The sequence below is a fragment of the Pseudomonadota bacterium genome (genome assembly GCA_023229365.1).
Taxonomy (GTDB): domain Bacteria; phylum Myxococcota_A; class Polyangia; order JAAYKL01; family JAAYKL01; genus JALNZK01.
Genome location: JALNZK010000131.1, coordinates 1 through 15,079 on the forward strand (window position 1 = coordinate 1; position 15,079 = coordinate 15,079).

Annotated in this window: 14 protein-coding genes; 8 read left to right on the forward strand and 6 right to left on the reverse strand. The window is 69.3% G+C overall.

The window, feature by feature from the left end; all coding sequences use genetic code 11:
- A partial coding sequence (locus M0R80_27090; protein ID MCK9463302.1) for a hypothetical protein occupies positions 1–1,203 on the forward strand: 1,203 nt, incomplete at its 5' end.
- A 19-nt stretch (positions 1,204–1,222) separates the two neighbouring features.
- Here M0R80_27090 and M0R80_27095 read toward each other — a convergent pair.
- Positions 1,223–1,873 carry a hypothetical protein gene (locus tag M0R80_27095; protein MCK9463303.1) on the reverse strand — a complete coding sequence of 217 codons (651 nt, stop codon included), beginning with the start codon at positions 1,871–1,873 and terminating at the stop codon, positions 1,223–1,225.
- Positions 1,874–1,956: 83 nt separating this feature from the next.
- Here M0R80_27095 and M0R80_27100 point away from each other — a divergent pair, with 83 nt between their 5' ends.
- Positions 1,957–2,757: a DUF4159 domain-containing protein gene (locus tag M0R80_27100; protein MCK9463304.1), complete on the forward strand. Its 801-nt coding sequence runs from the start codon at positions 1,957–1,959 to the stop codon at positions 2,755–2,757.
- Positions 2,754–5,039 carry a VWA domain-containing protein gene (locus M0R80_27105; protein ID MCK9463305.1) on the forward strand — a complete coding sequence of 762 codons (2,286 nt, stop codon included), beginning with the start codon at positions 2,754–2,756 and terminating at the stop codon, positions 5,037–5,039. Before M0R80_27100 ends, M0R80_27105 begins: the two co-directional genes overlap by 4 nt.
- A 10-nt stretch (positions 5,040–5,049) precedes the next feature.
- Here M0R80_27105 and M0R80_27110 read toward each other — a convergent pair whose 3' ends face one another.
- Positions 5,050–5,661 carry a hypothetical protein gene (locus M0R80_27110; protein ID MCK9463306.1) on the reverse strand — a complete coding sequence of 204 codons (612 nt, stop codon included), beginning with the start codon at positions 5,659–5,661 and terminating at the stop codon, positions 5,050–5,052.
- 269 nt (positions 5,662–5,930) lie between these two features.
- Between M0R80_27110 and M0R80_27115 the strand changes: the two genes are divergently transcribed.
- From M0R80_27115 to M0R80_27130, 4 genes are read left to right on the forward strand one after another with little or no spacing between them, the layout of a single operon-like run.
- A complete protein-coding gene (locus M0R80_27115) occupies positions 5,931–7,274 on the forward strand; it encodes a KamA family radical SAM protein (GenBank protein ID MCK9463307.1) in 1,344 nt (447 codons plus the stop codon).
- Entirely contained in the window at positions 7,271–8,263 is a 993-nt protein-coding gene (locus tag M0R80_27120) for a D-alanine--D-alanine ligase (protein ID MCK9463308.1), read from the forward strand. Before M0R80_27115 ends, M0R80_27120 begins: the two co-directional genes overlap by 4 nt.
- Positions 8,241–9,764 (forward strand): GNAT family N-acetyltransferase, encoded by a 1,524-nt coding sequence (locus M0R80_27125; protein MCK9463309.1) that lies wholly within the window; start codon positions 8,241–8,243, stop codon positions 9,762–9,764. Before M0R80_27120 ends, M0R80_27125 begins: the two co-directional genes overlap by 23 nt.
- Positions 9,765–9,776: 12 nt before the next feature.
- Positions 9,777–11,576 (forward strand): sigma 54-interacting transcriptional regulator, encoded by a 1,800-nt coding sequence (locus tag M0R80_27130; GenBank protein MCK9463310.1) that lies wholly within the window; start codon positions 9,777–9,779, stop codon positions 11,574–11,576.
- Positions 11,577–11,583: 7 nt separating this feature from the next.
- Here the strand turns inward: M0R80_27130 and M0R80_27135 are convergent, their stop codons facing one another.
- Positions 11,584–11,988 carry an Rrf2 family transcriptional regulator gene (locus M0R80_27135; protein MCK9463311.1) on the reverse strand — a complete coding sequence of 135 codons (405 nt, stop codon included), beginning with the start codon at positions 11,986–11,988 and terminating at the stop codon, positions 11,584–11,586.
- 68 nt (positions 11,989–12,056) lie between these two features.
- Here M0R80_27135 and M0R80_27140 point away from each other — a divergent pair, with 68 nt between their 5' ends.
- Positions 12,057–12,776, forward strand: a complete 720-nt coding sequence (locus tag M0R80_27140; GenBank protein MCK9463312.1) for a glycosyltransferase family 2 protein — start codon at positions 12,057–12,059, stop codon at positions 12,774–12,776.
- Between the two features lie 2 nt (positions 12,777–12,778).
- Here the strand turns inward: M0R80_27140 and M0R80_27145 are convergent, their stop codons facing one another.
- From M0R80_27145 to M0R80_27155, 3 genes are all read right to left on the reverse strand, one after another.
- Positions 12,779–12,997 carry a helix-turn-helix transcriptional regulator gene (locus M0R80_27145; protein ID MCK9463313.1) on the reverse strand — a complete coding sequence of 73 codons (219 nt, stop codon included), beginning with the start codon at positions 12,995–12,997 and terminating at the stop codon, positions 12,779–12,781.
- 10 nt (positions 12,998–13,007) lie between these two features.
- On the reverse strand, positions 13,008–13,559 hold the full coding sequence (locus tag M0R80_27150) for a hypothetical protein (GenBank protein ID MCK9463314.1): 552 nt from the start codon (positions 13,557–13,559) through the stop codon (positions 13,008–13,010).
- A gap of 207 nt (positions 13,560–13,766) precedes the next feature.
- Positions 13,767–15,011 (reverse strand): serine hydroxymethyltransferase, encoded by a 1,245-nt coding sequence (locus M0R80_27155; protein ID MCK9463315.1) that lies wholly within the window; start codon positions 15,009–15,011, stop codon positions 13,767–13,769.
- Positions 15,012–15,079 lie beyond the last annotated feature (68 nt).

Sequence of the window (15,079 nt, forward strand, 5' to 3'; positions counted from 1 at the left end):
GACACGGACACCGACTCAGACACGGACACCGACACGGACACGGATACCGACACAGGCACCGATACCGACACAGACACGGATACCGACACAGATACCGACACGGATACCGACGCCGACACCTGCGTTCCGGCGGACGTGATCGGTTGCGACGGCTCGATCGCGGGGAACAACGGCGCGTCGGGCTCGACGACGGCGCTGACGACCTACTCGTGCTCGGGGGTGTACTCGTGGGTCGGCTCCGAGTACGTCTACGCGTTCTCGCCGACCGAAGACGCGAACGTCTCGATCCGGCTCGCCGGCCTCTCGAGCGATCTGGATCTCCTGCTGCTCGAGGACGCCGGCGCCGGCTGCGACCCCGCCTCGTGCCTCGCCGTGAGCCTTCTGGGCGGCACGGCCGTCGAGAACATCGCCTTCGACGCCGAGGGCGGGACGACCTACTACATCGTCGTCGACGGCTACTCGACGGGGACGACGAGCGACTACACGCTCTCCGTCGACTGCTGCGTGGGGAACGGCCACGACGAGGACTCGGACGGCGAGGACGACAACTGCGACAACTGCCCCACCTACGCGAACGGCGGCCAGGCCAACGCCGACGGCGACGAGATCGGTGACGCCTGCGAGTGGGCCGGCCACGCCGCGACCTTCGACGGGATCGGGGCGTTCGATCCGTTCTTCGGGTCGATCTCGCCGGGCACGTTGTGGACCCCCGATTCGACGGCCTACTGGAGCTTCGGCACGGACATCTACACGGGGCATAGGGACACGAGCGGCACGAACTCGTACTACGACTTCACGCCGGCCACGCCGTTCTCCATCGAGGGCAACTTCCACTTCTACGAGTCTGCCGGCGTCTCCGCTGGCTCCTGGGTGTCCGTCCTGTTCGGCCACGTGTCGAGCGGGAGCTGGTACCAGTGCGCCTTCCAGTCGAACACGGGCGAGCTCGGCCTCTGGTACACGGGGAGCTTCCTCACCGAGGTCTCGACGACGGACGACCTGAGCCGCGCCGTCACGACCCACCGCCGGATCCGCGTGTACTACGACGGCTCCACGCTCACGTGCATGCTCGACCACAGCGCGCTCGGCGCGATCGGCACGGTCTCGTACGACGTCTCCGATCTTCCGGTCTCGATCTCGGGCGACGGCGGCCTGCGGGTCTACAACGAGGGCGCGGCGTTCGAGTCGTTCGTGATCTACCAGTAGCGGAGCCCGGGCGGCGGGTTCACGGGAACCGGGCCTGCACGCCGATGCCCATCGAGATGTCCAACCTGACCTCGGTGATGAAGGAGATGTTGGGCGCGAGCTCCGCGTACACGCCGACCCAGCGCACGATGTCGAACTGGAACTGGATCGGCACGTGGATGACGAAGTCGTATCCGAGGTCCACGTGGTCGTCCACGGCCGAGGCGCGCTCGGAGAAGTCGAACAGCGGGGCGACGCCGATGCCGATCTTGAACAGCCCGTCCGCCGGCGAGTAGATCTTCACGCCCGCGCCGATCTGCCGCTCGCTGAACCGCCCGTTCTCGGGCTGCTCCACCCCGAGCCGGAAGATCGCGAACACCTCGAAGCGCGGCAGCACGCCGTACCCGCCGAGGAGCTCGAGGTGCATGGCGGATCGCCCCACGCAGATGGGCTTCCCCTCGTACCCGTTCTCGCCGGTCAGCGTCTCCGTCTCGCACGAGCGCTGCGGGTCGTTCTTCTCCTTGGGCGCGACCAGGTAGAACCCGGTGCCGAACGCGACGTTCACGAACCCCTGCTTGGCGTGGTCGCGCAGCAGCTTCTTTTCCGCCTCGGGCGCCGCGGCTTCCTCGGCCGCCGCCGAGGTGCTCGGCACGGCGAGGATCGCGGCGAGCACGACGCATCTGAAAACCATGACCCCGCCTCCGTTCGACGCGCCTTTCTGGCGCGCGAGAAAAGCTTCATGCTTCGAGCGAGGCATTATAGGATGGCTATCTCATGGGCGCAAACCGCAGCACCACGGGCTGTGACACCGGCCGACGGCGCTTCCTCGCCGGGACGCTCGCGCTCGCAGGCGGGGCGCTCGCGCCGCGATGGGTCGCCGCGGTCGGCGCTGCGTCCCAGGTGACGCTCGCGCAGCTCGCCTACACAGTCCGCAACGGGCAGCCCCGGCCGACGGCGTTGCGCCGGCTCGCCTGGGAGGTCCACAAGAGGACGGCGGTCGACACCGCGCTCGAGCCGCCGCAGGTGAAGGCGGAGCTGCGCTCGCTCGCGCCCCACCCGCTCGTCTACGTCTCTGGCGACCGCCCGTTCCCCGATCTCGAAGACGCCGAGATCGATGCGCTCGGCCGCTACCTCCGGCTCGGAGGAACGCTGATCATAGACCCGGCGTTCACGGCGGACGGCGACGACAAGGGGTTCGCCGCGTCCGTCGACGCCCTCCTCGCCCGCTCCCTGCCCGGGATCACGGGGACGCCGGTTCAGCCGAGGCACGTCCTCTTCCGCGCCTTCTACGAGCTGCCCCGCGCGTTCGGGCGGGTCGCCGGATCGCCCGGCTTCATAGGGTACGAGGTGAGCGGCAGGCTCGCCGTGATCCGCGGCGACCACGATCTCGGCGGCGCCTGGGCGCGGGACAACTTGGGCAACTGGGAGCTCGAGGTGACCCCGGGCGGAGAGCGCCAGCGCGAGACCGCGTTCCGGCTCGGCATCAACCTCGTCATGTTCACCCTGTGCCGCGACTACAAGAACGAGGAGCCGCACCGGCGCTTCGGCGACGGCGCGGCGGTTCAGGCGCGATGATCACGGCAGCGAGCGCCCCCCGAATCGCGGAAGAGTGGCAGCTGACCGCGGTCGGCGGGCTCGACGTCCTCCTGCTCGCCGCGCTCACGGCGCTGGCGGCGGGCGGAGTGATCTGGACCTGGCTCACCCTCGATCCGAAGCTCCCGCTGCGCGTTCGCGTCGAGCTGACGGCGCTGCGCGCGGCCGCGCTGGCGCTGGGCGTGGCGCTCCTCCTGCAACCCACGCTCCGCCTGCTCGAGATGAAGCCGATCCGGCCCCGGCTCGCGATCCTCGTCGACGTGTCGGGATCGATGCGGGGCGGCGGCGCGCAGTCCCGCCTGGCGGAGGTCCGCGGCCTCCTCGAGGCCGCCGCGCCGGCGCTCGAGCGGCTCGCCTCGTCGACGGAGATCCGCTGGTACGCCTTCGCGGAGGATCTCTCGCCGGCGGCGGACGTGCAATCGGCGCTCGCGACGGACACCGCCACCCGCGCGACGGACCTCGGCCGGGCCCTCGAGAAGCTCGCCTCCCAGGCTCGCGACGAGGCGTGGAACGCGGTGCTCGTCATCGGCGACGGCGCCGACACAGCCGCGCGGCGGACCGCCGCGGGGGGCTCCCGAGACGTGAAGTTCGCGAAGAAGCTCGGCGTACCTGTCAACACGGTCGCCATCACCCGCGCGAAGCGGCAGCGGGATCTCGCGATCGCCGCGGTCAAGGCGGATCCGTTCGCGTTCGCCCGCAGCGACACGCCCATCACCGTGTCGCTGACGTCGACGGGGCTCGCGGAGAAGAAGATGGAGGTCACCCTGTCGCAGGGGGGCTCCGTGATGCAGGCGCGGACGGTCGAGCTCGTCGGCGGCGCCGCGGAGACCGTGTTCTCCGTGAGGCCGTTCCGCCTCGGGCGCAACGTCCTCACCGTGACGACCGCGATCCCGCCGGGCGACGAGATCCCGGAGAACAACACCGCCCACGTGGCGTTCGAGGTGCTGCGGGACAAGGTGCGCGTGCTGCACATCGCGGGACGCCCGTCCTGGGATCAACGGTTCCTGCGCGACACGCTGAGCGCGTGGCCCCACATCGACCTCGTCTCGTTCTACGTCCTCCGCACGCCCTTCCAGTCCACGACCCTCGGCTCGGACGGCATGACGCTGATCCCCTTCCCCACCGCCGATCTGTTCGAGCGGCACCTCGACGAGTTCGACATCCTCATCTTCCAGGACCTGGATCCGGCGGGGATCGGCGTCGACCGCTACCTCGAGAAGATCGCCGGGTACGTTCGCGGGGGCGGCGGCCTCGCGCTCCTGGGCGGCGCGGAGGCGTTCGGGCCGAGCGCCATGGCGCGGCCGCCCTTCTCGGAGATCCTGCCCGTCGCGATCCCGTCGACCGGGAGGACCGCGACCGTCGATGCGAACGCGGTGCGCGTCGCGCTCACCGAGGCCGGGAAGCGCCACCCGGTGACGCGGCTCCTCGAGGACGAGGCGCAGAACGTCGCCAGGTGGGATTCCCTCGAGCGGCTCGACGGCATGGTGCGCGTGGCCGGCGTCCGGGATCAGGGGGTGGTCCTGGCGGCACCCGCGAACGACCCGGGCGACCGCGCGAGCGCGCCCCTCATCTCCGTCCGCGAGGCCGGCGACGGCCGCGTCGTCGCGATCGCCACGGACTCGCTCTGGCGCTGGCGCTTCAGCGGCCCGCTGCTCGGCGGCTCCGCCGACGCGTATCCGGATCTCTGGCGCCGCGTCGTCGACTGGCTGAGCCGCGATCCGCGCCTCGACAGGCTCCGGGTCGAGGTCACGCCCGCGACGCCGCGCCCCGACGAGCCGATCTCGCTGCGCGTCGAGCTCGTGGACGAGTCATTCCGCGCGGTGCCGCACGCGAAGCTCGTCGCCGACATCGGGTGGTCGGACGCGACCGGCGTGGCGCGCTCCGCGCAGATCCCGGTCAGCCTCGACGCCGACGGGAGGTTCCTGCGCGAGTGGCGCCCCGTCGCCTCCGGACCGCACGAGGTGCGCGTGTCGGCGGCGGGCCTCCCTTCGGCCGAGGCGTCCTTCCTCGTCGCGTCGCGCGACGTCGAGCTGCAGCACCTCGAACCGGACATCGGCTTCCTGCGCGGGATCGCGGAGTCGACCGGCGGGCGCTTCGGCGTCGACGCCGTGGACTTCGATCACCTGGAGCGCGCCGACACGCCGACGCGAGAGATCCTCTCCCGGAAGGACTCCCCGCTCTGGAGCCACCCGGCGGCGTTCCTGCTCCTGTTCGCGGCGCTGCTCGGCGAGTGGCTGCTGCGGCGGCGGATCGGCTTGAACTGAGGCCCGCGGATCACTCGCCGCAGTACATCCGCGAGTAGTGGATGTCCATGTCCTCGAGCTTCTCGGACAGGCGACGCCAGACCGGCTCGCGATCGTTCGACATGATGATCACGTCGTGGTACGCGCCCTTCTGGTCCTTCGCGTAGTGCTTGCGGACGATCTCGCGCGCGAACCCGAGGGCCTCGAGGCTCGACGTCAGCCCGGGCTGCGAGTCGAGCACCTCGGAGCACAGCCGTTCGATCCCGGCCTCCGCGCTGAGCTCCACGAGCGCCTTGAGCAGGATGGCGCGCACGCCGAGCTTCTCGAACTCGGAGGAGACGGCGCACCGCAGATCCGCGACGTGCCGCGTCCACTGGTACAAGGAGCGGTCCATCGTCGCGTCGCCGACGACGGTGCCGTCCACCTCGGCGAACAACCGCCAGTGGTCCACGCCGTCGATCATCTTCAGGCGCTGCGCGCCGAACGTCCTGTCGGCCACGTTGTAGCGCATGTTGTTGCGCTCGCCCGGCGGGAGGTTGGAGAGGAACGCCACGAGGCGATCAACGTCCTTGTTGGGATCGGGCGTGAAGATGTTCAGCGTTCGACCATCGGTCAACGTCACTTCCGTCGTGTGATTGCTCATCTTGCCTCCCCTTCGTCCGTTGCCGCCGTAACAAATTCTTTAACCTCTCTGATCCGGTTCGTCCAGTAGTGTCAAAGCGCGTCATGAACGAAAAACGCCCATCCCTTTCATCTGTTATCGAACAATAATCCGGCAGCACGGAAATCCCACGGATTTTCGCGAATTCCAGAAAAATTAGCAGTCAATGCAAAATCTTCTTGAGTTCGAAAATAAACTCTGTTAATCGGTGATTAAATGTTCAGCAAAGAGAGGATGATAGGCTATAGAACATGGGTACCGTGAGAGTCGACACCGTTACGGTCAAGAAAGTTGAAACCGAGGCAGAATCCGAACCTCCGCCGTACGGCGGGCGTTCGGCCACAGTCACCGCCCCTCTTTATGCCGTAGAGACCGAAAATTCAACACCACTCGTTTCCGCTCAGCCGCAAATCGTTCGGCACCAGTCGTTTTCTCCGGAGGCGCAGGTCGAGTTCCGCCGTCGGTTCTTCCCCAAGGCCAAGCAGTCCGACTGGAACAACTGGCACTGGCAGATGCGCAACCGGATCCACTCGTTCGAGTCGCTCGAGCGCTTCATCACGCTGACCGAGGACGAGCGCGCGGCGTTCGAGGGGCGCGCGAGCACGCTGCCTTTGTCGATGACGCCCTACTACCTGAGCCTCCTCTCGCCCGAGGCCGAGAACGATCCGATCCGCCGCTGCATCGTGCCGCGCGCCGACGAGTGGAACCGCTCCGAAGACGAGGATCACGATCCGCTCGGCGAGGAGTCGGACAGCCCGATGCCCGGGCTCGTCCACAGGTACCCGGATCGCGTGCTTTTCCTCGCGACGAACCTCTGCTCGACCTACTGCCGCTACTGCACGCGGTCGCGCATCGTCGGCCTCGCGACGCCCGGGAGCGCGCGCAAGTCGCGCTGGGCGCGCTGCATCAACTACATCCGGCAGCACACCGAGGTCCGCGACGTCCTGATCTCCGGCGGCGATCCGTTGACCCTGTCCGACGACGAGATCGACTGGCTGCTCAACGAGCTGCGCGCCATCGAGCACGTCGAGATCCTGCGCATCGGGACGAAGGTGCCCGCGGTGATGCCGCAGCGCGTCACCGACCGGCTCATCTCGGTGCTGCGGAGGTACCACCCGCTGTTCCTGAGCCTGCACTTCACGCACCCGGCCGAGCTGACGCCCGACTCGAGGCGCGCGTGCGAGAAGCTCGCGGACGCCGGCATCCCGCTCGGCAGCCAGACAGTGCTGCTGAAGGGGATCAACGACGACATCGACGTCATGAAGCCGCTGTTCCACGGCCTCCTGAAGATGCGCGTCAGGCCGTACTACCTCTACCAGTGCGATCGCATCCCGGGCTCGGCGCACTTCAAGACGCCGGTGTCGGCCGGCCTCGAGATCATCCGCGGCCTGCGCGGGCACACGACCGGCTACGCGATCCCGCAGTACGTCATCGACGCGCCGAACGGCGGCGGCAAGATCCCGCTTTTGCCGCACGACTGCCTGGGCCGCGAGAACGGCAGCATCCTGCTGCGCAACTACACGGACCGCGTCTTCAAGTACCCGGATTCCGCGAGCGACGCCTGCGACGCCGATCACACCGCGCTGCGCGCATGAAGATAGGCCTGACCTACGACCTGAAGGAGGAGTACCTCGCGCTGGGCTTCTCCGAAGAGGAGACCGCCGAGCTCGACAAGCCGGCCACGATCGAGGGCGTCGAGGCCGCGCTCCGTGCCAACGGCTGGGAGACCGAGCGCGTCGGCAACCACCTCGCGCTCATGGCCGCGCTCGCTGCGGGGCGGCGGTGGGATCTCGTCTTCAACATCGCGGAGGGGCTCCGCGGGCTCGGGCGCGAGTCGCTCGTGCCGTGCCTCCTCGACGCGTTCGACATTCCCTACACGTTCTCCGATCCCATGGTGCTCGCCCTCTCCCTGCACAAGGGAATGTGCAAGCGCGCCGTCCGCGACGCCGGCGTGCCGACCGCGCCGTTCCTGGTCGTCGAACGGCTCGCGGATCTCGAGCACCTCGCGCTGCGCTTCCCGCTCTTCGCGAAGCCCGTCGCCGAGGGCACCGGCAAGGGGATCTCCGCCGCGTCGCGGATCGGCGATCGCGAAGCGCTGCTTTGCGCGTGCGACGATCTGCTGCGCCGGTTCGGGCAGCCGGTGCTCGTCGAGGAGTTCCTGCCCGGCCGCGAGTTCACGGTCGGCGTGCTCGGGACGGGCCGCGCGGCGCGCCCGGTCGCCGTGATGGAGGTCCTGTTCCGCGAGGAGGGCACCATCTACTCCTACGCGACCAAGGAGAACTACCTGGAGCGCGTCGACTACGCGCTGGCCGACGACCCCGCGCTCGAGAAGGGCGTCGCGGACGTCGCGCTCGGCGCCTGGCGCGCGCTCGGCTGCCGCGACGGCGGGCGCGTCGACGTGCGGCTCGACGATCGCGGCAGGCCCATGTTCATCGAGGTCAACCCGCTCGCCGGCCTGAACCCGGTCGATTCCGATCTCCCGATCATGTGCCGCCTCAGCGGGCGGCCGTACGAGGAGCTCATCGGCGAGATCGTCCGCTCTGCTCTCTCCAGGATCGAGGATGCGCGTCGCCGTCCTGCATAGCGCGATCGGCGCGGACGCCGGCCCGGACGAGCTCGACACCCTGGTCCAGGTCGAGGCGATCTCGAAGGTGCTCGAGGCGGCCGGGCACGAGGTCGTAGCGATCCCGGCCGGGCTCGATCTCGCGGCCGTGAAGGCGGCGCTCACCGCCGTCGCGCCCGGCCTCGTCTGCAACCTCGTCGAGTCGATGGACGGGACCGGGCGCCTGATCCACCTCGCGCCGGCACTGGTGGAGCGGCTCGGCCTGCCGATGACGGGCTGCCCGTCGGACGGCATCTACGCGACGTCGAACAAGCTCGTGGCCAAGCAGATCCTGCACCTGAGCGGGCTGCCGGTGCCGGGCTGGTACCCGCGACCGGCGTCGAAGGGTGACGGGCCGGCCGTGCCGCCGGGGAAGCTGATCGTGAAGTCGCTCTGGGAGCACGCGTCGGTCGGCCTCGAGGAGTCGTCGGTGATCGAGCCCGCCTCGGAGGCGGCGCTCATAGGCGAGCTCGCGCGCCGGCGCGCCCTGCTCGGGGGAGAGGCGTTCGCGGAGCAGTTCGTCGACGGCCGCGAGCTCAACCTCTCGGTGCTCGAGGGGCCGGGCGGGCCGCGCGTCCTGCCTCCCGCGGAGATCCGCTTCGTCGACTTCCCGAAGGACAAGCCACGCATCGTGGGCTACCGAGCCAAATGGGACACCAGATCGTTCGAGTACGAGCACACGGTGCGCAGCTTCGAGTTCCCGCCGGAGGACGCGCCGCTCCTCGCCGCCCTCGAGGCGCTCGCGTTGCGGGCGTTCGAGGTGTTCCGGCTGCGCGGCTACGCCCGCGTCGACTTCCGCGTCGCCCCCTCGGGCGCGCCCTTCATCCTCGAGGTGAACGCGAACCCGTGCCTCTCCCCGGACGCGGGCTTCGCGGCCGCCGCCTGTCGGGCCGGCATCGGATACGACGCGCTGGTCCTGTCGATCGCCGGGATCGCCGCCGGCGACCTCGGAAAGGTCCCGCCGCCCGGGAAGCCCCGGAACGCTGCGATCCGCGCCACGCCCGACGGGCGGTTCCGGGAGGGCGTCACCGCGGAGGATCGCGGCACGCTCGAGGCGCTCCTGCGCGGCACAGGCTTCTTCTCCGACGCGGAGGTCGGCGTCGCGCTGGAGCTCGTCGACGCGTTCGTCGCCGAGGGCACGAAGAGCGGCTACCACTTCCTCGTCTGCGAGCAGGACGGGGAGATCGCGGGCTTCTCGTGCTACGGGCCGATTCCGGGCACCGCCTCGAGCTTCGATCTCTACTGGATCGCCGTGCACCGCCGGCAGCAGCGCAAGGGGCTCGGCAAGATCATCCAGGGCGAGACCGAGGCGCGCGTCCGCGCCCTCGGCGGCACGCGGGTCTACGCCGAGACGTCCGGGCGGGATCTGTACCGACCGACGCGCGCCTTCTACGAGAGGAGCGGCTTCGCCCAGGAGGCCAGAATCAGAAACTACTACGGACCCGGCGACGATCAGGTGATATACGGTAAAGTCCTCGGCTGAGCGCGGGCGGCGATGGCCGGCGCCCCGATCCTCACCGAGCTTTCCCCGATGACCGACACGCTCAAGATTCTGTTCGTAGACGACCGCGGCCTGGGGCTCGAGCGGGAGGCAGCCTCGCTCTTGCGGGCGTGCCGCCCGGAGCTCGCGGAGGCCTCCTGCGCCTCGCTCGCGCCCGGCGACAGCGAGCCGCTCGCGGCGGGGCGTTCTTTCGATGTCGTGATAGCCCTCTCGGACGGGGCGCGCGCCGCGGTGCTGGCCGAGCCGGGGCCGGGGGACGTCGGCGGGATCCCGTGGCTGAGCGGGGTACCCGCGTTCCTGCACTGGCCGATCCCCGTCACGGCGCCGCCCGACGCGACCGCGACCGCGCCCGCGCTCCCGCGAGAACGCCTGCGCGAGCTCGTCGACGAGCTCGTCGATCACGGCTACCTGGAGGCCATCCGCCGCGAGCGCGGACGGATGCAGGCGTTCGCGGACATGATGGACGAGGGGATCGTCATCCACGACCGGCAGCGGCGCATCTTCTTCGTGAACCGCGCGGCGATGTCGATGACCGGGGCGAGCCGCGAGAAGGTCCTCGGCCGGGACTGCCACGAGGCGTTCCCCCCGAGCGGCCTCTGCGGCGCGGCGTGCCAGTTCTGCGGCGTCGGCACGGAAGAAGGCGGACGCCACGCCTACGAGACGAACTTCGTGGACGACGGCGGGCGCCAACGCCGCATCAAGGTGACGTCGGAGCCCATGGAGATCGAGCCCGGCAGGAGCGGGATCCTCGCCGTGCTGCAGGATCTCACCGAGGTGGCGGAGATGCGGCGCCGCCTCGGCGACCGGGAGAAGTTCCACGGGATGGTGGGAGTCTCGGCCGCGGTGCGCGACGTCTTCGACGCGATCAAGGCGGTCGGCGCCTCCGACTACCCGGTCCTCATCACCGGCGAGAGCGGCACGGGCAAGGAGCTGGTGGCGTCCGCCATCCACCAGGAGGGCACCCGCGCCGGCGGCCCGTTCGTCCCGGTCAACTGCGGCGCGCTGCCTCTGACGATCCTGGAGAGCGAGCTCTTCGGTCACGTGCGGGGCGCGTTCACGGGCGCGATCCGGGACAAGAAGGGGCGCTTCGAGCTCGCCCACGGCGGCACGCTGTTCCTCGACGAGGTGGGCGAGCTGTCGCCCGAGGTCCAGGTCAAGCTGCTCCGCGTGCTGCAAGAGAGGCGCATCGAGCGCGTCGGCGGCGAGCAGCCGATCGCGATCGACGTCCGCATCATCAGCGCCACGAACCGCGACCTGCGCGCGATGGTCGCGAAGGGCCGCTTCCGCGAGGATCTCTTCTACCGCCTGTGCGTCGTGCCGATCCACCTGCCGCCGCTCCGGGAGCGCCGCGAGGACATCCCGTACCTCGTCGAGCACATCCTGCAGCGCGTGAGCGCGGAGACCGGCAGGCGGATCCGCGCGGTCGACGACGCCGCCCTCGAGCTGCTCCTGGCCCACCCCTGGCCGGGCAACGTGCGCGAGCAGATCAACGCCCTGCAGTTCGCCGCGATCCACTGCGACGGGGAGGTCGTCCGGGCCGAGCACCTGCCCCTCGAGATCCGGCGCCACAGGCCCGGCGCCGAGCGGCCCTTGCCCGATCGAGCGTTGGACCTCCAGCGCGGGCGCGACGCCCAGGACGATCCGCGGCTCAAGCTGACGCGCGAGGCGGTGGACACCGCCCTCCGGGCGACGGGGGGCAACCGGGTGCGCGCGGCGAAGATGCTCGGCGTCGGGCGCGCGACGCTCTACCGCTTCTTCGACCGCAGCAGGGACGACGACTCGAAGGACGGGTAGCGCGGCCTCAGAGCCCGCAGACCTCGGCCAGCGTGGTCTTCGAGAAGTGATCCGCAACGCGCGTGTGGACGTCGGTGACGAGATCGCCGAGCATGCAGCGTCCGAGCCCGCACTTCGGCTTGCCGAGGAGACACCTGCCCTTCCCGAGAGGACCGTCGAGCGCCTCGTAGATGTCGCGCAGCGTGATCCGCAGAGGCGCGCGCGCCAGGCTGAACCCGCCGTGCGGGCCGCGCACCGACCGGACGAGCCCGGCCTTCGAGAGCCGCTGGAAGACCTTCGACAGGTGCGCCTCGGAGACGCCGTACGCGGCGGCGATCGACGCGGTGGTGACGGGCGCCTCCTCCGCGTGCCGCGCGAGGTACGCGAGCGCGTGGATGCCGAGGTTCGCGGCTTCGGAGATGTTCAGGATCACGTCGCCTCCAATACAGGTATTCTTATACCAAATTTACGGGATGACAATGTTGTGTTAGCGTCCCCGCGATGCGCGGCGGCTCCAAGATCGCGGTCGTTATCCCGGCGCTCGACGAGGAGCGCGCGATCGGCCGCGTCGTGGACGAGATCCCAAAGTGGGTGGACGAGATCGTCGTCGTCGACAACGGCTCGACGGACGCGACGGCGGAGGTCGCCGCCGAGAAGGGCGCCCGCGTCGTGCTCGAGCCGAAGCGGGGGTACGGCGCCGCGTGCCGCGCGGGGGTCCGCAGCCTCGCGAGCGGCGGGGACGCGCCGGATGTCATCGTGTTCGTCGACGGCGACCTCTCGGACGACCCCTCGGAGATGGGCGCCCTGGTCGCGCCGATCCTGGAGCGCGGCGTCGACCTCGTCATCGGCTCCCGTACGCTCGGGAAGCGGGAGCGCGGCTCGCTCACCGTCCAGCAACGCTTCGGGAACGCGTTGAGCTGCACCCTGATCCGGCTCCTCTATGGGAAGCGCTACACCGACCTCGGCCCGTTCCGCGCGATCCGCAGGGAGTCGCTCGACGCGCTCGCCCTCACCGACGTCGGCTTCGGATGGACCGTCCAGATGCAGGTGCGCGCCGCCGGCCGCGGCCTCGCGATCGCGGAGGTGCCGGTGAGCTGCCGCCGCCGCGCCGCGGGCAGATCCAAGGTCTCGGGCACCGTGCGCGGGGTGATCGGCGCGGGCACGACCTTCATGATCGTGATCTTCGGTGAGGCTCTGCAAACCGCGGGGCGGAGGCGCTGAGCTCAGACGGCGCCGTCGCGGCTCTCGTACTCCAGGAGATCGCCCGGCCCGCACGAGAGCGCCCGGCACAACGCCTCGAGGGTCGAGAACCGGATGGCCCTGGCCTTTCCTGTCTTGAGGACCGACAGGTTCTGCACCGAGATGCCGACGGCTTCCGAGAGCTCGTTGAGCTTCATCTTTCGCTTGGCGAGCATCACGTCCAAATTGACGACGATTGTCATGGGATCGCCCTCATACCGTCAGCTCGATGTCAATTTTCATCTGGCATCGCTCCTTCGTGAGTCGCCCGTACTGGTGGATCAGGTAGGCCAGGACGAGCGCGGCCAGGCCGAACGCCTGGGGGTACAGAAGGACGGCCGTCTGGACCAACCCGAGGTGCACGCTCGACAGCGTGAAGGGAAAGAACTCGTCCATCAGGAAGATGGCCGGGAGCAGGAGCACGTCCAGGACGCAGCTCGCGACGAGCAGTCGCGTCAAGGTTCCGAGGGTCGGCACGAGCCGGTCCGGCAGCTCCGCCGACTCTCCGGAAACGCGCAAGGTGCCCGCGGCTCTGGCGCCGACCCAGTAGATCCGTATCCACAAAAAGGATCGAGCGAGGGCCGCCGCCAACGCCCCGATGGCCAGGGCGGTGATCCCGGTCGACGGCCCATCCTTCATCCCGGGCCAGACGGTCACGACGTATGTCAGGACACCGACCCCCTGGAACAGGATCAGCGCCAGCTGGAGGATCGAGAGGAACCGGAAGCCCTTCTCCAGTTTGGCGAACACCTTGCTCTGTTTCATGGCGGAATGCCTCCTCGATGCGCGGACGTTTGGATTCTTGCGTCTGAGCACCTAGTTAGACACGAAGAGCACGTTAGTCAATACTAAATTATCGTTTATCATATATTTATAAACGCTAAGCGTGTCCGTGATCTGGCGGTCATCCGGAACGACTCGGGATGGCGGTATGGGCCGCGGCGCTTCCGAGGCGAACGCCCCAGGGAGATCTCAGCAGGTGATCCCGGGCGCGGGGAACGAGCGGCACAGCTCGCGGACCTCGCCGCAGATCTTGTCGAGCTCCGCCTCGTTCTCGAGGTTCTCGGCGACGCGGGCCATCCACGCGGCGAGCCTCTCCATCTCGGGCTTGCCCATGCCGCGCGTCGTGATCGACGGCGTGCCGATGCGGACGCCGCTCGGATCGAACGGCGGGCGCGGATCGAACGGCACGGTGTTGTAGTTGCACTCGATGCCGGCGCGGTCGAGCGCCTTGGCGAACGGCTTGCCCGTCGTCCCGCGGGTCGTCGCGTCGATCAGGATCAGGTGGTTGTCCGTGCCGCCGGACACGAGCCTGAAGCCGTTGGCCATGAGGCTCTCGGCCAGGTGCTTCGCGTTCTCGACGATCTTGTGGGCGTACACCTTGAACTCGGGCGTGCTCGCCTCCTTGAGCGCCACCGCGATGCCGGCGGTGGTGTGGTTGTGCGGGCCGCCCTGGAGCCCCGGGAACACCGCCTTGTTGATCGCCTTGCGGCGCGCCTTCTTCATCAGGATCATGCCGCCGCGCGGGCCGCGGAGCGACTTGTGCGTCGTGGTGGTCACGACGTCGGCGAGCGGCACGGGCGACGGGTGCGCCCCTCCCGCGACGAGCCCGGCGATGTGCGCCATGTCCACGCAGAACACCGCGTCCACCTCCTTCGCGACCTCGGCGAAGGGCGCGAAGTCGATGATGCGCGGGTACGCCGTGGCGCCGGCCATGATCACCTTGGGGCGGTGCTTGCGGGCCAGGTCGCGCATCATGTCGTAGTCGATGAGGTGCGTCTCCGGGTGGAGCTGGTACCGGATCGGCTGGAAGAAGTCGCCCGTGATGCTCACGCCCCACCCGTGCGTCAGGTGCCCGCCGTGGTCGAGCGCGAGCCCCATGATAGGCTCGCCCGGCCGCACGAACGCGAAGTACACCGCGAGGTTGGCCGGCGATCCGGAGTACGGCTGCACGTTCGCGGCCTCGGCGCCGAAGAGCTCCATGGCGCGCTTGATTGCGAGCTCTTCGATCTGATCGACGAACTGCTGCCCCTCGTAGTAGCGCTTGCCGGCGTACCCCTCGGAGTACTTGTTCGTCAGCACCGAGCCGCTCGCCTCGAGCACGGCGGCCGAGGCGTAGTTCTCGGACGGGATCAGGCGGATCTTGTCGCGCTGGCGCTCGCCCTCCTTCTGGATGAGCTCCGCGATCTCGGGATCGGTCTTCTTCAGATGTTCCATGGGGATCTCCTGCGGGGTTCGGGGGATGCTACTCGCCGGCGTCCGCGCCCGCGTCCGGCGTGCCGCCG